This window comes from Citrobacter sp. Cpo061, from assembly GCF_030332845.1.
Taxonomy (GTDB): Bacteria; Pseudomonadota; Gammaproteobacteria; order Enterobacterales; family Enterobacteriaceae; genus Citrobacter; species Citrobacter portucalensis.
Genome location: NZ_JAOWHB010000043.1, coordinates 71,758 through 93,311, shown reverse-complemented (window position 1 = coordinate 93,311; position 21,554 = coordinate 71,758). Strand labels below are relative to the sequence as shown.

Here is a 21,554-nt window from a genome sequence, read left to right as displayed (position 1 = left end):
GGAACACTAATGAAGCAAACACAACGACATGACGCGATCATCGAGCTGGTAAAAAAACAGGGATACGTCAGTACTGAAGAGCTGGTGGAGCATTTCTCCGTCAGCCCGCAGACGATTCGCCGCGATCTTAACGATCTGGCCGATCAGAACATGATTTTGCGCCATCACGGCGGCGCGGCGCTGCCATCCAGCTCGGTCAACACCCCGTGGCATGACCGTAAAGCGACGCAGACGGCGGAAAAAGAGCGCATTGCCCGCAAAGTTGCCACGCAAATCCCGAACGGCTCTACGCTGTTTATTGATATCGGAACCACGCCGGAAGCGGTGGCTCACGCGCTGCTTAATCACAGCAATTTACGCATTGTGACCAACAACCTCAATGTGGCGAACACGCTGATGGCGAAAGAGGATTTCCGCATAATCCTCGCCGGTGGTGAACTGCGTAGCCGCGACGGCGGTATTATGGGCGAAGCGACCCTCGACTTTATTTCTCAGTTCCGTCTGGACTTCGGCATCTTAGGGATCAGCGGCATCGACAGCGATGGTTCTCTGCTGGAGTTTGATTATCACGAAGTTCGTACCAAGCGCGCGATCATTGAGAATTCACGGCATGTGATGCTGGTGGTGGACCACTCGAAGTTTGGGCGTAACGCGATGGTGAATATGGGCAGCATCAGTATGGTGGATGCGGTGTATACCGACACGCTGCCGCCTGCTGGTGTGATGCAGGTTATCGCGGACCATCATATTCAGTTAGAGCTGTGCTAAGTTAATGCCTGATAAGCGTTGCGTATCAGGCATTAACTAAACGCCATACCCCATCATCTTCAGCAGCTTCTGCGCATGTTGTACCGCATCCTGGCGATGTGCGACGCCGAGCTTTTGGTACAAATTGCGGATGTGCGTCTTGATGGTCGTTGCCGCGACGGCCAGCTCTCCGGCGATCTGCTCGTTGCTGTAGCCCGAATAAATCAGTCCCAGAACCTGCCATTCGCGCTGGGTCAGCGGGCTGGTGCGGATAAGCTCTGGCACTTCCGGGTGAGTAAGTAGACGCTCAACGAACCCTTCATCGAAGTGGGCAAATTTATGGCGGTGGTGCTGGTTAATCTCACGCAAAATGCGCTGGGCGCGGTGCTGATCGAGTTCCGGTAAGGTATTGAGCTGAATCAGCTGACGCAGTTGTTGCGCCATGGCCTCGCCTTCGATAACAAAGTGGCTGATAAACCCGGTACGGTTCGCCAGCTGTAGGGCGTCGAGTAACACACGCTGGGCGTCATTTTTGCGCCCTGCCTGCCAGTAGAGCTGATTAAGCAGCAACAGGTTGCGGTTCAGATCGCTCATCAGGCGCAGGTTGCGCGCATTTTCATTCAACTCTTCCAGCACAATCTCAGCCGGTTCAAACTCGCCGAGCAGGATTTGTGCACGAGCGATGTTGCGCCACTGGCTTTGCAGGAAGTGGTTATTGGCGAATTCTGGTTTCGGCGTGTGGCGCAGCCAGTTGGCGGCCGAGTTTTTGTCGCCCACCATTTGCCAGTAAATCACCCGCACCTTATCGGCGTTGGAGATCCAGTCGCTGTGATAGTGACCGTTACCCAGCAGGTTTTCCAGGCGGTTGAGCAGGCTGCGAGCGTTATCGAGATCGCCCCGTGCCAGTGAACACTGAACCAGCAGCGCCAGACACTGTAGCTGTTGCTGCGGCTGGAAGGTGGAAAGCAGTTCAATACCGCTACGGGCAGAGGCTTCTGATTCGTCCAGACGCGCCCATGCCCACAGTAGCTGCGCGCGAATACGTACCAGGAATTCGTGCATCGGCAGCTGTTCCAGGTGCTGTTCTTTGATCAGCTGGAACGCTTTTTCCTGAGTTTCCCAGGCGGCCTGTAAAAAGCCCTGGGCAAACAAAATTTCGCTTTGCTGGATAAGACTCCACAGTGCGTAATGCCAGACGTCATGATGGCGGGCCATTTGCTCGGTTTGCTGCATCAACGCCAGAGAGCGCGTGAGATCGCCCTTACAGTGCAGGACTTCGCCGTGCACCGAGGTGGCGACGATCCGGCTATAGAACCAGGCGATGGGTAACTCATCCAGCGCCAGTTTCGCCAGACGCTCGGCTTCGTCAGGGTTGCCGTCGTTAATCGCTACCTGCGCCCGTAAAGCGTTGAATTCGGCGTGCAGTGTTGGCTCCATGTCGCCTTTCATTTCCTGCTCTGCGCGCGCCAGCAAGGTGTTAACCTCTCCGTAGCGGTGCTGGCTTTGCATCAGCCAGGCTTGCAACAGAACCAGACGCGGATTTTCCAGCAGGCTTTCCCACGGCAGGGCTTTCAGCGACTCTTCCAGTAACGTCAGCTCGCTATGGTTAAACAGTCCCCACGCATGATTAAGCAGGATATCACGTAGCATATGGGCGTCGCCGGCCGCCAGCGCGTGGTGGATAGCTTCGCTGGGGAAGCCTTGCGCCATCCAGCTTTCAGCTGCGGCGCGGTGTATTTCGGGCAGTTCGTTCGCCAGCTCCCATTGGCAGCGCTGGCGTAAAAAGCTGCCAAACAGCGGGTGATAGCTGAACCACTCGCCAACGTCATCCATTCGCTGCAGGAATAACCCCTGGCGCTCAATTTCTTCCAGCCGCATCTGGCCGTTTTCTTCCCCGGTAACGCGGACGATTAGCGCATCGTTCATGGAACGCAGAATGGCGCTTTTCAGCAGGAAGTGACGGGTGCCGAGGTCGACGCTGTCCAGCACTTCATCAACCAGATAATCGGACAAATGGCTGGCGTTGATCCCCGCGAGGCGTCGTGCTGACTGGTGCGCGGAATGATTGTTCTGGCGGGCGGAAAGAGCGATCAGTTGTAACGCCGTGGCCCAGCCAGCAACGTCATCGCACATCCGGCTGCTTTCTGCCGCTTCAATGGGAGAGGACAAACGTCGGTCGAAAAATTGTTTGGCTTCCTGATGGTTAAAGGCCAGCTGTTGGCTGCCTATCTCCAGCAGTTGATCGCGTACCCGCAGGTTGGCAATACCCAGTTGCGGCAGATTGCGCGACAGCACGACCAGCGTGAGGTTCTCAGGCTGGTGACGCAGGAAGAAACGCATCGCTTCGTGAATGGCCGGGTTAGAGATCAGATGATAATCATCCACCACCAGGTAGAGCGGGCGGTGCCACTCGGCCAGTTCGATAAATAGCTGGGCAAACAGTGACGTCAGGCTGGCGTACTGACGTTTTTGCACCATTGCTTCACTGGTGGTGCAGTGTCCACCTGTTGCCTGTTGGATAGCGGCGATCAGATAACTGGCAAAGCGCTCTTGCTGATTATCGCCCTCATCCAGAGAATACCAGCCTAAATCATTTTTCCCTGCCGCCCATTGTGAAACCAGCGTCGTTTTTCCATAACCAGCAGGACTTGTTATCAGGGCAAGCCTGAAATTGTTCGCGCCGGAAAGTTTAGCCAACAGGCGCTCACGAACCACCGTATGGTCGAGTCGAACCGGACGACTTAATTTAGACGGAATCAACATAAGTTAGTCACTTCACTGTGTGAAAATAGGGAAGAATGATTTTTTTTGCGCTTCGTAATTAATAGATATAAGGTCGGCCAGATTAAGATTTATTGCAAGTTATGTCCGGGATTGGACTGTCTTATTTTGCGCTATGTCACAAATTCTTAAGATGATAGACACCTACTGAAACCGGTGTCAGGATGCGCGGCTGTTGAAGTGTTTGACCAAGGGCGGCGATTGAACCCCTTCTGACGAAGCATGATTTGCTGTTATAGAATTATCTTAATTGTTACTGTTGGTGATAATTTCCAATGTAAATCATTGGTGACTATAGATTTTGCAGAGTTCTATACTCATTTTCTTTGAAAATAACGATTCAATTCCTTAAATTAATAAAAGTATGATGAATCCGTTACCACAAGCCACGTTTATCTACGATAGTTTTACACAGTTCGATATCTGTAACGTAGAAATCATGAAGCTTCTTCTGGGGGCAGGATGTGTATGATAATCCAAGCAATAAAAAGGGAATAAGACAGTTAGCAATAATGCCTATGAGAAAGGAAATTACTACAATCATTGTCATCCATAACTCTATAGTAGTGGGCAGTTTTTTCAAACGGCCTTCCTTACTAAATAAGACGAAAACAGAAAGCATTGAAAATATAAGTATTGTTGGTATTCCTCCTACTATTGCGCATGTATTTTTGTTATAGGAAATTACATCACCCATTCTAATTAGTGAAAGAAAATTTTCCATTATGCTCCCAGTGAATATCATATAAAGGAGACTACAGAAAAAAATAGTAAGAGAGAAAGATATCAGGCGCAAATGGAGCTTAGTCATTCGCTTTCCTTAAAAAGAGTAAAAATAAGGGCTATTAAAACCATAATTTTCATGTTTACTATGGTGAAGATAGTCGCGAAGTTTGTTCTTTAATGAAACTGATAGCCCTATTTTATCGTCCAGGTCATTTAATTCATAGTTGAAAAATAACCCTACGATAATAATACCAAGAGTCGTGATTACTACAGGAACACTAAATATTGCCAATACTCCAGTAACCATCACTCCAATCACTACTCCCGATACCACCGCTTTTGCTGCATCCATTGAGATATCTACCAAAAAATCTACCATGTCATAATCGGACTTAAAGATCAGTTCGATTGCCCGCCAGGCAAGTGAGAAGTAAATGCAATATTTGACGCCATTTCTAAGGCTGTTATAAAGCCCACGTTTACCCAATGCCATTTCCAGCATCTGTGGATGGCTTGCTTCGTAGCGGGTTCCGTTAAGAATCCGGCGCAGGGCGGGATACCCGGTAATTTTGATATAGGTTTTCCCACCGACTTTGTATTCAATGGCTTTAATGCGGATTGCCCTGAAATTAAAGACCAGCTCCTGTGCGGAATTGTAATAGGTAGTAAGCTTAGAGAGACTGCGGAAGCCATCCAGGCCATCTTTGAAGTTGCCGGGTGCAGCGCGGTAAGAAAAAAATTTATCTACTCCGCCCATTAAATCGTCCGCCACCTGCTGTGTTTCTTCGAGAGTGAGCAGAAGGATGTGATGACTTTGCGTGATAAATGAGCCATCCATAAAGGCCATATCGCGCTGCACAGGGTTCATGGTATGCCAGCTATTAAAATCTCTTGCCTGCGGTCGTTCGTCCTGAAACCTGAGTGAGTTGCCATTTAATGCGTTGTTGCGTTTACGCATGATTTTTCCTTATCAAGAGATGTTTGGCGTCAGAAAATTCGTTCACTCCACAAACTATAAGCGCTGGTACTAGCCATGCAGTGTTCCCAACTAATCGATTCAAAAATAAAGGAAACGCGTTCTTGTGCTTCGTTTCCGTTTTCAATGATATTGTGAGGGACTATTAATTTAATGTTTGATATATGTGCTTTGAATAATTTAATTTTATAATAGACTTCTTGCATTCCTGTAGGTGTGGTTCGATAGAGGGATATTTCGCATTCCAGCGTTTCGTTATCGTTGATCGCTTTGTTCAACAAAGGGGACGAACGATCAACAGGTTTGATAATCTGGAGTTCGTGGTGATTAACGTTCTGCTGACGCGTTGTTTCATGCTCAAGTCCATAAATCATAATTTGGTTGAGATGATTTGTCTGAGACTTATTTCCTATAGAGTACCTGGAGCCGCAGTTTTCGGAAATATTACCCTGTAATTCACCTTTCAGAGTAATCCAAGATAAGTTTGCCATATATATCCTTGGATAGTATTTGTTTGTTTTATTTTTATGTCGAAGATTTATCTCAGTGTGCTCTTGAATTATTTTGATTTCAACCGTCTTGTTATTTTTAAAATAGCGGCTGTAGTAATTGTTGTAAAAGTTATAATTATTAATTTGTCATCTCGTCTTGCAAGGTATTATGCTGATTCTTGTCAAATCAGGCGAGGCGTCTCTGGTACAGTGCACTGCGAAGTCAGTCGATTTATTGGCGTAGTTGGTAATAATAAAGTGGCAGCGATCACACTTTTATGCTCATCCCCGCTCCTCCTCCCTCCCTAATCCGTGCCAGGATGAGGAATGTCAACAACGAGCCAGGCAAACTAGCGATAACGTTGTTTTATTACCTAAGGATCTGGAACCCCTATGTCACAGCCTACTTTCAACAAAGATCAATTTCAGGCTGCCCTGACGCGTCAGTGGCAGCGCTTCGGTTTACTGTCGGCTCAAGAAATGACGTCGCGCCAGTGGTGGCAGGCAGTGAGTGGGGCGTTGGCTGAGTTACTCAGCGCCCAGCCTGCGGCGAAACCGGCAAAAAATCAGCGTCACGTTAACTACATCTCAATGGAGTTTTTGATTGGTCGCCTGACCGGCAACAATTTACTCAACCTCGGCTGGTATCAGGCGGTGAGCGATGAGCTGAAAGCGCATGACGTCAACCTGACTGATCTGCTGGAAGAAGAGATCGATCCGGCGTTGGGTAACGGTGGATTGGGACGCCTGGCGGCCTGCTTCCTTGATTCGATGGCGACAGTCGGCCAGTCGGCGACGGGCTACGGTCTCAACTACCAGTACGGCCTGTTCCGTCAGTCATTTGCCGATGGCCAACAGATGGAAGCCCCGGATGACTGGCATCGTGGCAGCTACCCGTGGTTCCGTCACAACGAGGCGCTGGATGTGCAGGTTGGGATTGGCGGCAAGGTCACCAAAGAAGGGCACTGGGAGCCTGCGTTTACTATCACCGGCCAGGCCTGGGATCTGCCGGTTCTCGGTTACCGTAACGGCGTAGCGCAACCGCTGCGTCTGTGGCAGGCCAGCCATGCGCACCCGTTTAACCTGACCAAATTTAATGACGGCGATTTCCTGCGCGCAGAGCAGCAGGGCATCGACGCTGAAAAACTGACGAAAGTGCTGTACCCGAACGATAACCACACCGCGGGTAAAAAGCTGCGCCTTATGCAGCAGTACTTCCAGTGCGCCTGCTCCGTAGCCGACATTCTGCGCCGCCATCATCTGGCAGGGCGTAAGCTGCACGAACTGGCTGATTACGAAGTCATTCAACTTAACGATACTCACCCGACTATCGCGATCCCTGAACTGCTGCGCGTGCTGATTGATGAGCACCAGATGAGCTGGGACGATGCGTGGGCGATTACCAGCAAGACCTTCGCTTACACCAACCACACCCTGATGCCGGAAGCGTTAGAGTGCTGGGATGAGAAACTGGTGAAAGCACTCCTGCCGCGCCACATGCAAATCATCAAAGAGATTAACGACCGCTTTAAGACGTTGGTTGATAAAACCTGGCCGGGTGATGCTGAAGTCTGGGCGAAGCTGGCAGTGGTGCACAATAAACAGGTGCGTATGGCCAACATGTGCGTGGTCAGCGGTTTTGCGGTCAACGGTGTGGCGGCGCTGCACTCCGATCTGGTGGTGAAAGATCTGTTCCCGGAATATCACCAGCTCTGGCCGAACAAATTCCATAACGTCACTAACGGGATTACTCCGCGTCGCTGGATTAAGCAATGCAACCCGGCGCTTGCCGCACTGCTGGATAAATCGCTGAAAAAAGAGTGGGCTAACGACCTCGACCAGCTGATTAACCTGGAAAAATACGCGGACGATGCGAAATTCCGTCAGCAGTATCGTGACATCAAGCTGGCGAACAAAGAGCGTCTGGTGAAGTTTATTAAAGCGCGTACCGGTATTGAAATAACGACTAACGCTATCTTTGATATTCAGATTAAACGTCTTCATGAGTACAAGCGCCAGCACCTGAATCTGCTGCATATTCTGGCGTTGTACAAAGAAATCCGTGAGAACCCGCAGGCAGATCGCGTGCCGCGCGTATTCTTGTTTGGCGCAAAAGCTGCTCCGGGTTACTACCTGGCGAAAAATATCATCTTCGCCATCAACCAGGTTGCACAAACCATCAATAACGACCCGAAAGTCGGTGACAAGCTGAAGGTTGTCTTCCTGCCGGATTATTGTGTTTCAGCGGCGGAAATGCTGATCCCGGCGGCGGATATCTCTGAGCAGATTTCAACCGCAGGGAAAGAGGCTTCCGGCACCGGTAACATGAAGCTGGCGCTGAACGGTGCGTTAACCGTAGGTACGCTGGATGGCGCAAACGTCGAAATCGCCGAGAAGGTGGGTGACGAGAATATCTTTATCTTTGGTCATACCGTGGAAGAGGTGAAGGCGCTCAAAGCCAAAGGCTACGACCCGGTGAAATGGCGTAAAAAAGACAAAGTGCTGGATGCTGTCCTGAAAGAGCTGGAAAGCGGGAAATACAGTGATGGCGACAAGCATGCCTTTGACCAGATGCTGCACAGTATCGGCAAGCAGGGCGGCGATCCGTATCTGGTGATGGCGGACTTCGCGGCCTACGTTGAAGCTCAGAAGCAGGTTGACGTGTTGTATCGTGACCAGGACGCCTGGACCCGGGCGGCGATTCTGAATACCGCGCGTTGCGGCATGTTCAGCTCGGATCGCTCCATCCGCGATTATCAGGCTCGTATCTGGCAGGCGAAACGTTAAGGAATCGCGATGGAAAGCAAACGTCTGGATAATGCCGCGCTGGCGGCGGGGATCAGCCCCAATTACATTAATGCCCACGGTAAACCGCAGTCTATTGGCGCCGAAACCAAACGGCGTTTGCTTGACGCCATGCATCGCACCACCGCTGCCACTCAGGTGGCGGTAACCCCGGTGCCGAATGTCATGGTCTATACCGCTGGCAAGAAAATGCCGCTGGTGGTTGAGGGAAGTGGAGAGTTTAACTGGCTGCTGACCACCGAAGAGGGCGTGCAGCACAAAGGGCATGCCGTCGGCGGTAAATCTTTTAACCTTCCGGCGAAGCTGCCGGAGGGGTATCACACGTTGACCCTGACCCAGGGCGAGCTGCGTTCCCATTGTCGTATCATCGTGGCACCAAAGCGCTGCTATGAACCGCAGGCGTTGTTAGCCGGGCAGAAGCTGTGGGGCGCATGTGTTCAGCTCTACACCTTGCGATCGGAAAAGAACTGGGGGATTGGCGACTTCGGCGATCTCCGCACCATGCTGGTGGATGTGGCGCAACGCGGCGGCGCGTTTATCGGGCTTAATCCGATTCACGCGCTGTATCCGGCGAATCCGGAGAGTGCCAGCCCGTACAGCCCGTCGTCACGCCGCTGGTTGAACGTTATTTATATTGATGTAAACGCCGTAGATGATTTCCGTCTGAGTAAAGAGGCGCAGGCGTGGTGGAAGAAACCCGCGACTCAGCAAGCTCTGCAACGCGCGCGCGATACCGAGTGGGTTGATTATTCTGCCGTTACCGCACTGAAGATGACGGCGCTACGTATGGCGTGGAAAAGCTTCTCTGTGCGTGATGATGAGCAGATGGCGGCATTTCGCCAGTTTGTGGCTCAGGAAGGGGATAGCCTCTACTGGCAGGCGGCCTTTGATGCGCTGCATGCGCATCAGGTGAAAGAGGACGCATTGCGCTGGGGCTGGCCGGTGTGGCCAGAAGTTTTCCAGTCAGTGGACTCGCCAGAGGTAAAACGCTTCTGCGAAGAACATCGTGATGACGTAGATTTCTACCTGTGGTTACAGTGGCTGGCGTATACCCAGTTTGCTGACTGCTGGAAAACCAGCCAGGGCTTTGCAATGCCAATAGGGCTGTATCGCGACCTGGCCGTTGGCGTGGCCGAAGGCGGGGCGGAAACCTGGTGCGACCGCGAGTTGTATTGCCTGAAAGCTTCAGTTGGCGCACCGCCGGATATTCTCGGTCCGCTTGGGCAAAACTGGGGACTGCCGCCGATGGATCCGCACATCATCACGGCACGTGCTTACGAACCGTTTATTGAACTGCTGCGCGCCAATATGCAGAATTGCGGCGCGTTGCGTATCGACCATGTCATGTCGATGCTGCGTCTGTGGTGGATCCCTTACGGTGAAACTGCCGATCACGGTGCCTACGTGCATTATCCGGTCGATGATTTGCTTTCAATTCTGGCGCTGGAAAGTAAACGTCACCACTGCATGGTGATTGGTGAAGATCTGGGTACCGTGCCGGTGGAGATCGTCAGCAAGCTGCGTGACAGTGGCGTCTACTCCTACAAAGTGCTTTATTTTGAGAATGACCATGAGAAAAACTTCCGTGCGCCGAAAGCGTTCCCGGAACAATCAATGGCAGTCGCGGCGACGCATGACCTTCCTACGCTTAAAGGTTATTGGGATAGCGGCGATCTGACGCTGGGTAAAGCACTGGGCCTGTATCCGGATGAAGTCGTGCTGCGCGGGTTGTATCAGGACCGGGAACTGGCGAAACAGGGGCTGCTGGACGCGCTGCACAAATACGGCTGCCTGCCAAAACGTGCCGGTCACAAGGCGTCCCTAATGTCGATGACGCCGATTCTGAATCGCGGCATGCAACGCTACATCGCTGACAGCAACAGTGCGCTACTGGGCCTGCAACCGGAAGACTGGCTGGATATGGCTGAGCCGGTCAACATTCCGGGGACCAGCGACCAGTACAAAAACTGGCGGCGTAAGCTCACCGCCACGCTGGAGCAGATGTTTGCCGATGAGGGCGTGAATAAGCTGATTAAGGATTTGGATAAGCGGCGAAAAGCGGCCGCGAAGAAGAAGTAAGAAAGCCGGGGATTTCCCCGGCTTTTTTATGGTGATGGCTCGTAGCACATAGGCCTGATAAGCGTAGCGCCATCAGGCTCAGTTTTATCAGACCACCATACCCAGCAGCAGACACCCTACCAGACCGCAGACGGAGATAATGGTTTCCAACATTGACCATGACTTGATGGTTTCACCGATGGTCAGGTTGAAGTACTCCTTGAACAGCCAGAACCCAGGATCGTTCACGTGGGAGAAGATGACGGAACCGGAACCAACCGCAATAACCATCAGCTCAGGGCTTACGCCGGTCGTTGCAATCAGCGGTGCCACAATCCCACCTGCAGTAATCGCTGCAACGGTTGCGGAACCCAGTGCGATACGCAGTACTGCAGCGATAGACCATGCCATCAGCAGCGGAGAAACGTTAGAGCCGTGCATCATTGAAGCGATGTATTTGTCTACGCCGCTATCAACCAGAACCTGTTTGAAGGCACCGCCACCACCGATGATCAACAGCATCATCGCGATGATTTTGATTGAGGACACCAGCGTGTCGTTAATCTGATCCATCGAACGTCCGCGGTTCAGACCAAAAGTGAACATCGCAATCAGCACCGCAATCAGCGTTGCCATGACCGGGTCACCGAGGAATTCTGCAACCGTCAGGAAAGCATGGCCTTTCGGCAGAATCATCTCCGCCACGGCGCGCATTGCCATCAGGATAACCGGGACCAGAGAGGTCCAGACGCTGACGCCAAAGCCTGGCATCTCTTCTTCAGTGAAGGTTTTTGCGCTGTACAGACCTTCCGGGATTGGCTTATCGATGCCTTTCAGGAAACGCGCGTATACCGGACCGGCGAGAATAACGGTCGGGATTGCCAGAATCGTACCAAACAGCAGAGTTTTACCCATATCTGCGTGGAAAATGGTGGCAATAGCGGTTGGACCCGGGTGCGGCGGCAGGAAGCCGTGAGTAACGGACAGCGCAGCCGCCATCGGCACACCAACGTACAGCAGCGGGATGTTAGCAGCGGCAGCAATGGTGAATACCAGCGGCAGCATCAGCACGAAGCCGACTTCGTAGAACAGGGCAAAACCGACGGTGAAGCCGGTTAATACCACCGCCCACTGAATGTGTTTTTTGCCGAATTTAGCAATCAGCGTGGTTGCGATGCGCTGTGCGCCGCCGCAGTCCGCCAGCATTTTGCCCAGCATGGCGCCAAAACCCATAATCAGGGCGAGGCTGCCAAGGGTTCCGCCGACGCCGGCTTTAATCGAACCGATGACTTTATCCAGTGGCATCCCTTGCATCAATCCGACAGCAAGCGCCACCAGGACGAGAGCGATGAAGCCGTTCATTTTGAAACGGATCATCAGGAGGAGTAACAAGATTACACCGATAGCAACGATGACTAATGGCATGATTTACCTGGCCTTTACTTTGTTATGGGTAACGTCAGTGTTTAGATGACAAATTCCGATTGTCCCGACCGGGAACAGAGTATTCTCAGCACCAATGCTGGTTGCCTTCAAAACTAATCAGTTTAACTGGCTATTATGTGTGTGTTAGGTGCTGACACGAATGATACGGGTAACATGCTACGCTTGAAAATCACCTGGACAGGCAAAATTTAAAATATGAGAAGCTGGTCAAATTATGCGGGGGATTGTTGCAGGATAAATGCGAAGAAATGTTGGGGTGTAAGCCGGAGACCGCGATTACGCTACCACCCAGCATTAATGCCCGATAGCGACGCGGGTGCGTCTTATCGGGCCTACGGATACTCTACAGGTTCGGGCGTTAGTAGTAAGAGTGCTCGCCGCGCTGGTGTTCGGTTAAATCGCGAACGCCTTTCAGTTCAGGGAATTCAGCCAGCAGCTGTTTCTCGATACCTTCTTTCAGCGTTACATCTACCATTGAACAGCCGTTACAGCCGCCGCCAAACTGCAGAATGGCGTAGCCTTCATCGGTGATTTCCATCAGAGAGACACGACCACCGTGGCCAGCCAGCTGTGGGTTGATCTGCGATTGCAGCATGTACTCCACGCGTTCCATCAGCGGCGCATCATCGGCAACTTTACGCATTTTGGCGTTTGGTGCTTTCAGGGTCAGCTGGGAGCCTAACTGGTCGGTAACGAAATCGATTTCTGCATCTTCCAGATACGGTGCGCTCAGTTCATCAACATATGCGGTCAGCAGGTCAAATTTAATGGCGGTGTCGGTTGCTTCCACGGCGTCCGGCGGACAATAAGAAACGCCGCATTCAGCGTTAGGCGTGCCGGGATTAATCACAAATACGCGGATTTGTGTCCCTTCTTCCTGATTTGCCAGCAGTTTGGCAAAGTGCGCTTGTGCAGCATCGGAAATATGGATCATAGTAATGGCCTAATAGTTGACTATTTTACTTGGTTATAATACGCCCATCATCGAGGCTCTACAAGGTTCGACACAGGCACCATACCTGGACAGTCGCCGCGCCATTGCGTAAAAGCAGCTGCGCGATTTCCGCGACGGTACTTCCGGTAGTGACGACATCATCCACAATAACCATATGGAGTCCCTGCACCGGCAATTCAAGGCGAAAGGCATTTTTCAGGTTACGTTTACGTAATCGGGCGCTGAGATGGTGCTGTGTGGCGGTTGCCCGAACCCGCGAGATGGTCCGGCTGTCCCAGTCGCAACCCAGCCAGCGCGCCAGCGGACGGCACAGTAAATCGCTCTGATTAAACCCCCTGCGCCAGTGTCGGCGTTGCCAGAGCGGGACGCTGACCAGCCTGTCCGGTAGAAGAAGGCCGCTGGCGCGCCGGGTCTGTAGTACCTCCAGTAATAGCAAACGTGAAAGAGCTGAGGCTGTTTCGCTGCGTCGTGAAAACTTGAGCTGGTGGATAAGCCCGCTCAACGGCGGAACATAGTCGCTGACGGTAACCAGTCTCTGCCACGGCGGCGGTTTTTGCAGGCAGCGCCCACAGGGAATGACGGTATGAGCGGCAGGGAGTCCACATTGAGGGCACAGGCTGGCGTGTTGACGCGTTGCCCGCGTACAGACTGAGCAGATCCCCCAATGCCCTAACGTCAGGGGCATTTGGCATAGCCAGCACAATCCCGGTACTGTTAGCATAGATGCATCCTTTCAGGCTAAAAGAGAACAATAACTGATGAATGACATCTGGTGGCAGACCCAGGGTTCGGGAAATTGCCATCTTGTGCTGCTGCACGGATGGGGACTGAATGCGCAAGTGTGGCATTGCATAAGCGAGGAACTGAGCTCGCATTTTACGCTGCATCTTGTCGACTTACCGGGATTTGGTCGTAGCCAGGGTTTCGGTGCAATGTCGCTGGAAGAGATGGCTGAGCGGGTATTGAAACAGGCACCGGAGAAAGCTATCTGGCTCGGCTGGAGTCTGGGCGGGCTGGTCGCGAGTCAGGTGGCGTTAACGCATCCTGAGCGTGTTCAGGCGCTGGTGACCGTCGCGTCTTCTCCTTGCTTTAGCGCGCGGGATGAGTGGCCGGGAATCAAGCCAGAGGTGTTGGCAGGCTTCCAGCAGCAGCTGAGCGAAGATTTCCAGCGTACGGTGGAGCGTTTTCTGGCATTGCAAACGATGGGCACAGAAACTGCGCGTCAGGATGCGCGAGCGCTGAAGAAAACGGTACTGGCTTTACCCATGCCGGACGTCGAGGTGCTCAATGGTGGACTTGATATCCTGAAAACGGTCAATCTGCGCGAACCGCTGTGCGCGGTGGAAATGCCTTTCCTGCGGTTGTACGGCTATCTTGACGGGCTGGTGCCGCGCAAAGTCGTCCCAATGCTGGATGCACTGTGGCCGCAGAGCGAGTCTTTGGTGTTTGCCAAAGCGGCGCATGCGCCGTTTATCTCGCATCCCGCCGAATTCTGTGCAGCGCTTGTGGCGTTAAAACAGAAACTATAAATTTGATGTGTTGCCCGGTGGTGCCATGCTCGCCGGGCCTAAGATTAATGGCTGCGCGTAGCCAGATCCTCAGCGGTCAGGCCAGTAATTCTGAAGATGGTTAGTGGGTCTATACCATCAGCCTGCATAGTTGATGCAATACGTAATGCTTCCTCTCGTTTGCCTTGTTGCAGACCCGTTTGTAACCCCTCCTGTAGCCCTTCTTGCAACCCTTTCCTATGGCCTTCCTGAAGACCATTAAGGTGCCCTTCCTGTCGTAATCTTTCGGCGATAGTCATCAACTTGTCCTTATGTTGGGGTAAACGTTCGGCGACTTCATGAAGAAACTCGCCAAAGTGTGTGGTGTTACCAGCCTGCATTAAATAATTAAACAAGGCTTTCAACTGGTTGTCATTAGCGTGTCCTTTAACAAGCAGGATGGCCAGTTTTTCTACCAGCCCCATCAAATCGCGTTTACGAATATGCTTTTGGATGAGCTCCAACAGCGCCATCCGGCGATGCTGCATAATCTTGTCATCGGGCACAACAGTGATATCGATCAGTGGAAACGCGGTGCTATACCTGAGAAAAAAGATGACGAGACTCTACTTCCCAGGTTACCAGTAATCATCCACGGATTAATAATGATGCGTGGCTGGCTGGAAGATAGATCTTTTTTGCTGAAATAATGAAATCTGTGTGGAATCCATTACGCAAAAAAGCCGGATATCAGCGTAAACGCGCTATCCGGCCGGGACGTTTGCATCATTTGTAGGCCGGATAAGCGTAGCGCCATCCGGCAAAGAGCATCTGATTAGCGTAAAGCCCACCACTCGCGCAGGCAGGCTTTACCTTCCGGGCAACTTTTGCAGCTTCCGGAAAGACACCCGTCGGCATCTTCCTGAATCCGCACCGCTTTGCCCATCTTTTCTAACTGATTCAGCATGGCGTCAATCATGGGCTGCGGGGTATGCAGCGTGTGGCTAATTTGTGTCGCCTCCATGCGCCCCCGCAAAGCCAGTAAATCACGAACCTGAATAAGCGATGCCATTGTCGATAACCTTAGTGGCAATCGCCAGTCGTGCTGGAACAGCAGGAACTCGCCGTTCTGTTGGTTGCCAGCAGTGCGAGGTCCACGCGGCTGCGAGCTCGACGCAGCAGGCCCAGCAACACGATGTTAAACAGGATGACCGCTAAAATGCACACCAGGCTGTAGGTCGGGTGCTCTTTGTAGCTGACCGTCTGATAAAACAGCGTCGACAGAGAGTAGGCGATATTCAGGCCCCACAGAATCGAGAAGCTCATCCAGCCACGGCTGGATTCACGTGCGATAGCGCCCATCACTGAAATGCACGGTACATACAGCAGAACAAAGATCAGGTAGCTGTACGCGGCGGCGGCGCTGCCAAATTTCTCGCCCATCACGCCCATTGCACCGGTAGCCATTTCACCGTCGCCCTTGCTGGCTTCGATAGGGTTAGCCAGCACGCTCAGGCTGAAAGTGTCTTTCAGGCTTTGCCAGGTTTCATCTACCGCGCCGAGCAGCTCATCACCGAGATGGAAATCTGCCGGGTTGAACTCTTCTTCCTGAATGTTTTCTGCGGTATAGAGCGTGTTCAGCGTACCGACAACCACTTCTTTCGCCATCGCGCCGGTGAACAGACCTACGGTTGCCTGCCAGTTATCTTCGTGAACACCAATCGGTTTGAAGACTGGGGTAATGACGCGGCTAACGGAAGCCAGAGCAGAGTCGTTGATGTTGTCGACGATTTTCCCGCTCAGTGAGAAGCTGTTAAACGCGCTGAGGAAAATGCTGACGATGATGATGACTTTACCTGCACGCAGAACGAAGCCTTTCAGACGTTGCCAGGTTTGAATGATCAGACTCTTAATGTGCGGTACGTGATATACCGGCAGCTCCATCACGAACGGCGTTGCTTCGCCACGCATGATGGTGTGTTTGAGCATCAGGCCGGTCAACACCGCCATGACGATACCCAGTACGTACAGCGAGAAGACCGCCAGCGCGCCGTTCTGACCAAAGAACGCGGCGGCAAAGACGGCGAAAATCGCCAGACGTGCACCACAGGACATAAACGGCGCCATCATGATGGTCATCAGACGCTCACGCGGGGCATCCAGCGTACGTGCGCCCATCACTGACGGTACGTTACAGCCAAAGCCGACGATCAGCGGGACGAACGATTTGCCCGGAAGTCCCAGCGCCTGCATCAGACGGTCCATCACAAATGCAGCGCGCGCCATGTAGCCGGAGTCTTCAAGGAAGGAGAGGAACAGATACATCATGCCGATTTGCGGTACCAGCGGCAGCACGGTGTTAATCCCGCCGCCAAGGCCCTGGGCCAGGAAGATGGTCAGCCAGTCCGGGAAATGCAGCGTATAGCCAATCCACTGAATACCATGGATAAAGAGTGCCACGGAGCCAACATCAAACAACGGCTGCAGCGCGCCGCCAATGTTGATGGCAAGCAGGAACATCAGGTACATCACGAACAGGAAAATCGGCAGACCGAGGAAGCGGTTGAGGATAATTTTATCTACCGCGGTGGTGAAACGGCTCGGCTCTGCCGTCAGGGTATTACTGACGGTATCGCAGATAGCGGCAATGCACTGGTAACGTGCATCGGCAATATGTAGCGCCGGGTCGTCCATTGTCTCGCTCAGGCGAGCAACAGCGGCATCAAGGTTTTGTGCTGCATCACCGGCGTAAGCACGGCTGTAGATATCGCCTTCGAGCATCTGTAGGCCCAGCCAGCGGCGCTGTTTAAGCGGCATATCTTTGGCCATTGCGTCGGCGAGGGAATCAGCTTCTTGCAGCAGCGGCTGGGCATAATGGACCAGCTCAACGGTGTCGTTTTCTTTGTAGCGATCGATCGCCAGCTTCAGTGCTTCAATGCCGCGGGCGCGGGTGGAAACCAGTGGAACCACCGGACAGCCAAGACGAGCGGAGAGGGCGTCGATATCGATACGGATTTGCTGTTTCTCAGCAATATCTAACATGTTCAGTGCGACGATACAGGGAATACCCAGCTCAAGCAGTTGCAACGTCAGGTAGAGGTTGCGTTCAAGGTTTGAAGCATCGACCACGTTGATCAAGAGATCCGCGTCGCCGCTTAAAATATAGTGACAGGCAATCTGCTCATCGAGAGAGGTTTGGGATGAGATTGTCGTCAGAGAATAGGTGCCGGGTAAATCGACCAGCGTGACCTGGTGGTCCGTCGTGGCGAAATGGCCTTCTTTACGCTCAACGGTAACGCCAGCCCAGTTGCCTACACGCTGGCGCGCGCCGGTGAGCTGGTTGAATAAGGTTGTCTTGCCGGAATTAGGATTACCAATTAAACCAATGGTTAGTTTTTTCATTTTTATAGACTCACTGTATTAACAGGAAACCGCTTCCACTTCTAATAACGCCAGATCCTTCTTACGCAATACCAGACTTACGCGACGCGTTTCGATATGGATAGGATCGCCGAGCGGGGCGACGCGTACCACGTTGAAGGATGAGCCGGGTAGCATGCCAAGTGACAACAGTTTCTGACGATAAGCCGGGCTGATTTCACGGGCAAAACCGGTAATTTTCCACGCACTGTCAGGAGTGAATTGCATAGGGACCTACTTATATCTCGCTAACTGGATGATAACCTCATGGGGCGACAGGGCGGCATGAGACCAGATGATTAGCCAACGTAAGGAAAGAGTAAATAATCAACAAATCAATGATAATGAGAATGGTTTCTATCATCAATAGAATAAGTGTGACGGAATGTACAATTAGATAATAATTTGAGCCAATTTTGATATTCCTCAATATTTATTCTGGTTGGAAACGAGTGATTCGAGGAAGTAATTATTGGGGATCTTAATGTTTAATTAAGGTTTCATCTGTTAATGAAGTGATAAATATATTGTGGTGCAAAGCGGGGCATGGATTAAATATGCCGGATGGCGACGCTCATGCGTCTTATCCGGCCTGCAAATTAATGGCGATAACCTGGCCGGACAGGGCGTTTACACCACCATCCGGCACAGGGTTTAAACTTAGCGTTTTTTACCCATCGCCGCCGCCAGCGCATCCATCATGGCGCTGTTGCCCGCAGGCTGTGCGTCACGGCCACGTGGTTTCGCGGCTTTTGGCGTCGGGCGATTACCCTGAGTGCGATCGTTATTCCCGCCGCCGCGACGCGCATTGGTTTCACCCGGCTGCTCGTCCAGACGCATGGTCAGCGCGATACGCTTACGCTGCAGGTCCACTTCCAGCACTTTCACCTTCACAATGTCGCCTGCTTTCACCACGGTGTGCGGATCTTCGACGAACTTATTCGACAGCGAAGAGATATGCACCAGACCATCCTGATGAACGCCGATATCAACAAATGCGCCGAAGTTGGTGACGTTGGTGACTGCCCCTTCCAGAATCATTCCCGGCAGCAGATCGTTCATGGTTTCTACACCATCGGCAAACTGCGCGGTTTTAAATTCAGGACGCGGATCGCGGCCCGGTTTTTCCAGCTCTTTGATGATGTCGGTGACGGTCGGCACCCCGAAGCGTTCGTCGGTAAAATCAGCGGCTTTCAGATTACGCAGTTCGCTGCTGTTACCCATCAGGTCACGCAACGATTGCTCGGTGGCGGCCAGAATGCGTTCCACAACCGGATAAGCTTCCGGGTGAACGGTAGAGGCATCCAGTGGGTTATCGCCATGGTTGATACGCAGGAAGCCCGCGCACTGTTCAAAGGCTTTAGGCCCAAGACGGCTGACTTTTAACAGTTGCTGACGGTTCTGGAATTGACCGTTCTCATCGCGCCAGGCAACGATATTCTGCGCCATCATGCGCGTCAGACCAGCAACACGGGTCAGCAGCGGTACGGAGGCGGTATTCAGATCGACGCCGACGGCGTTCACGCAGTCTTCCACCACCGCATCCAGCTTACGCGCCAACTGAGTCTGGCTTACGTCGTGCTGATACTGGCCCACGCCGATAGATTTCGGATCGATTTTCACCAGCTCAGCCAGCGGATCCTGCAGACGACGGGCGATAGACACCGCGCCACGCAGAGATACGTCGAGGTCCGGGAACTCCAGCGCCGCCAGTTCGGATGCGGAGTAAACCGACGCGCCGGCTTCACTGACGATCACTTTCTGCGCGGTCACTTGCGGGAACTGCTTTTGCACGTCGAGGAAGAAACGCTCGGTTTCGCGCGACGCCGTACCGTTACCAATCGCCACCAGTTCAACGTTGTGTTTTTCACACAGCGCCGCAACGGCAACGGCGGCTTTGGCGGCCTGACCGGTATGCGGATAAATGGTGTCGGTCGCGACCAGCTTGCCGGTACCGTCAACCACTGCCACTTTTACACCGGTACGCAGACCTGGATCGAGGCCCATGGTGGCGCGCAGCCCGGCCGGAGCGGCCATCAGCAGGTCATGCAGGTTACGTGCAAAGACGTTGATAGCTTCATCTTCCGCACGTTCGCGCACGGTACCCATCAGCTCCGTTTCGAGGTGCATCAGCACTTTGATGCGCCAGGTCCAGCTAACCACGCCTTTACGCCAGCTGTCTGCTGGGGCGTTGTTCAGGCGTAGTCCCAGGTGATCCCGGATAATCTGCTCGCCGTGGCTCTCTTTTGGTGGCTCATCGAATTGCGGATCGGCATTCAGTGAAAGTTGCAACACGCCTTCGTTACGGCCACGGAACATGGCCAGCGCACGGTGGGATGGCACGGTAGAAATCGGTTCGTGGTGATCGAAGTAGTCGCGGAACTTAGCGCCTTCCTCTTCTTTACCGCTTACCACGGTGGCGACCAGGTGGGCGTTTTTCCACAGATAATCACGTACTTTCGCCAGCAGAGCAGCATCTTCAGCGAAGCGCTCCATTAGAATGTAGCGCGCGCCGTCGAGGGCGGCTTTGGTATCCGCCACGCCGTTTTCGGCGTTGAGATATTTTGCGGCTTCCGTTTCCGGGTCGTGAGACGGTTCGTTCCACAACAGGTCTGCCAGCGGCTCCAGTCCGGCCTCAATGGCGATCTGCCCACGGGTGCGGCGCTTAGGTTTGTACGGCAGATAGAGGTCTTCGAGTTCGGTCTTACTTAACGTGCCGTTGATCGCTTTCGCCAGATCGTCGGTCAGTTTGCCTTGCTCGCCGATAGATTTCAGGATTGCCTGACGGCGGTCTTCCAGTTCACGCAGATATCCCAGACGGGTTTCCAGATTACGCAGTTGCGTATCGTCCAGACCGCCGGTGATTTCCTTACGATATCGTGCGATAAACGGCACGGTGTTCCCTTCGTCAAGCAGGCGAACGGCAGCTTCTACCTGTTCAGCACGAGCCTGAATTTCACCTGCGATAATGCGGCAGAAAGAATCATTCATCATGGATAGCTTCGTCTATAGGATAAAAAAATCAGGGGATAGTTATACGGATTGACTGGCAAAAATGCCAGCCATCTGCCGGGGCTTCGGATTGTTCCGGTCTCACTTCACGTATTCAATCTCATTCACGTACCAGCTGGCTTCGCCACCTGGGGTGTTTACTACTGCGAGATCGCCGACCTCTTTTTTCAATAGCGCCCGCGCCATTGGTGAGTCGATTGAGATGTAATCCTTACGACCGAAGATCTCATCGTAGCCAACAATACGGAATTTGCGGATGTCGCCATCGTCATTTTCAATCTCAACCCATGCGCCAAAGAAGACTTTGCCTTCCTGCTGTGGGGAGTAATCGACGATTTTTAGATTCTCCATGCACTTGGTCAAATAACGGACGCGGCGGTCGATCTCACGCAGGCGCTTTTTATTATACTGGTAGTCGGCATTTTCGCTGCGGTCACCCAGACTTGCGGCCCAGGTAACTTTTTTGGTGACTTCCGGGCGCTCTTCACGCCAGAGATAATTCAGCTCTTGTTTAAGTTTTTCATACCCTTCACGGGTTATCAGGGGCGTTTTCATCTTATTGTTTTACCTTCGACTCTGTGATGATGCGCACAATTAGTATTACGTGAGCATATCAACAGAATAAATAATGTATTGCGAGAAACATTGTA

General features: G+C 52.5%; 16 protein-coding genes and 1 pseudogene. 4 read left to right on the top strand and 13 right to left on the bottom strand.

The genetic code is table 11. The features are described from left to right. Window positions 1-9: 9 nt before the first annotated feature. Complete coding sequence (locus tag OGX97_RS13090) at window positions 10-768, top strand: DeoR/GlpR family transcriptional regulator (RefSeq protein WP_003023499.1); 759 nt, start codon at window positions 10-12, stop codon at window positions 766-768. Between the two features lie 36 nt (window positions 769-804). Here OGX97_RS13090 and malT read toward each other — a convergent pair whose 3' ends face one another. From malT to OGX97_RS13075, 4 genes are all read right to left on the bottom strand, one after another. Next, window positions 805-3,510: an HTH-type transcriptional regulator MalT gene (gene malT, locus OGX97_RS13085; protein ID WP_003827634.1), complete on the bottom strand. Its 2,706-nt coding sequence runs from the start codon at window positions 3,508-3,510 to the stop codon at window positions 805-807. 394 nt (window positions 3,511-3,904) lie between these two features. Then, window positions 3,905-4,225, bottom strand: a complete 321-nt coding sequence (locus tag OGX97_RS23220) for a DUF1240 domain-containing protein (protein WP_353622202.1) — start codon at window positions 4,223-4,225, stop codon at window positions 3,905-3,907. 123 nt (window positions 4,226-4,348) lie between these two features. After that, window positions 4,349-5,212 carry a hypothetical protein gene (locus OGX97_RS13080; RefSeq protein ID WP_286592477.1) on the bottom strand — a complete coding sequence of 288 codons (864 nt, stop codon included), beginning with the start codon at window positions 5,210-5,212 and terminating at the stop codon, window positions 4,349-4,351. 29 nt (window positions 5,213-5,241) lie between these two features. Then, window positions 5,242-5,721, bottom strand: coding sequence for an Hcp family type VI secretion system effector (locus OGX97_RS13075; protein ID WP_213752615.1), 480 nt, complete (start codon window positions 5,719-5,721; stop codon window positions 5,242-5,244). Window positions 5,722-6,114: 393 nt separating this feature from the next. On the opposite strand from OGX97_RS13075, the gene malP reads away from it, so the two are divergent. Then, complete coding sequence (gene malP, locus OGX97_RS13070) at window positions 6,115-8,508, top strand: maltodextrin phosphorylase (RefSeq protein WP_136391405.1); 2,394 nt, start codon at window positions 6,115-6,117, stop codon at window positions 8,506-8,508. Between the two features lie 9 nt (window positions 8,509-8,517). Beyond that, window positions 8,518-10,605 (top strand): 4-alpha-glucanotransferase, encoded by a 2,088-nt coding sequence (malQ, locus tag OGX97_RS13065; RefSeq protein ID WP_235126336.1) that lies wholly within the window; start codon window positions 8,518-8,520, stop codon window positions 10,603-10,605. An 87-nt stretch (window positions 10,606-10,692) separates the two neighbouring features. On the opposite strand, the gene gntT is transcribed toward malQ, so the two are convergent. From gntT to gntX, 3 genes are all read right to left on the bottom strand, one after another. Next, window positions 10,693-12,009 carry a gluconate transporter gene (gntT, locus tag OGX97_RS13060; RefSeq protein ID WP_003023507.1) on the bottom strand — a complete coding sequence of 439 codons (1,317 nt, stop codon included), beginning with the start codon at window positions 12,007-12,009 and terminating at the stop codon, window positions 10,693-10,695. Window positions 12,010-12,388: 379 nt separating this feature from the next. Beyond that, entirely contained in the window at window positions 12,389-12,964 is a 576-nt protein-coding gene (gene nfuA / locus OGX97_RS13055) for a Fe-S biogenesis protein NfuA (protein ID WP_003023509.1), read from the bottom strand. Between the two features lie 58 nt (window positions 12,965-13,022). Beyond that, the gene (gene gntX, locus OGX97_RS13050) at window positions 13,023-13,706 is read right to left on the bottom strand and encodes a DNA utilization protein GntX (RefSeq protein WP_235126339.1); all 684 of its coding nucleotides are present in this window, start codon (window positions 13,704-13,706) and stop codon (window positions 13,023-13,025) included. 37 nt (window positions 13,707-13,743) lie between these two features. Between gntX and bioH the strand changes: the two genes are divergently transcribed. After that, window positions 13,744-14,514, top strand: coding sequence for a pimeloyl-ACP methyl ester esterase BioH (bioH, locus tag OGX97_RS13045; RefSeq protein WP_279850874.1), 771 nt, complete (start codon window positions 13,744-13,746; stop codon window positions 14,512-14,514). Between the two features lie 44 nt (window positions 14,515-14,558). Here bioH and OGX97_RS13040 read toward each other — a convergent pair. The 6 genes and pseudogenes from OGX97_RS13040 to greB form a co-directional block, all read right to left on the bottom strand. Continuing rightward, window positions 14,559-15,074, bottom strand: a pseudogene (locus tag OGX97_RS13040) (Rpn family recombination-promoting nuclease/putative transposase); the annotation flags it as partial. A 233-nt stretch (window positions 15,075-15,307) separates the two neighbouring features. Continuing rightward, entirely contained in the window at window positions 15,308-15,544 is a 237-nt protein-coding gene (gene feoC, locus OGX97_RS13035; RefSeq protein ID WP_003023516.1) for a [Fe-S]-dependent transcriptional repressor FeoC, read from the bottom strand. An 11-nt stretch (window positions 15,545-15,555) separates the two neighbouring features. After that, window positions 15,556-17,874, bottom strand: coding sequence for a Fe(2+) transporter permease subunit FeoB (feoB, locus tag OGX97_RS13030; RefSeq protein WP_003827652.1), 2,319 nt, complete (start codon window positions 17,872-17,874; stop codon window positions 15,556-15,558). 18 nt (window positions 17,875-17,892) lie between these two features. After that, window positions 17,893-18,120, bottom strand: coding sequence for a ferrous iron transporter A (gene feoA, locus OGX97_RS13025; RefSeq protein WP_003023519.1), 228 nt, complete (start codon window positions 18,118-18,120; stop codon window positions 17,893-17,895). Between the two features lie 432 nt (window positions 18,121-18,552). Further along, the gene (locus OGX97_RS13020; RefSeq protein ID WP_060682877.1) at window positions 18,553-20,886 is read right to left on the bottom strand and encodes a Tex family protein; all 2,334 of its coding nucleotides are present in this window, start codon (window positions 20,884-20,886) and stop codon (window positions 18,553-18,555) included. Between the two features lie 99 nt (window positions 20,887-20,985). After that, a complete protein-coding gene (greB, locus tag OGX97_RS13015) occupies window positions 20,986-21,459 on the bottom strand; it encodes a transcription elongation factor GreB (protein ID WP_003023524.1) in 474 nt (157 codons plus the stop codon). Between the last annotated feature and the right edge of the window lie 95 nt (window positions 21,460-21,554).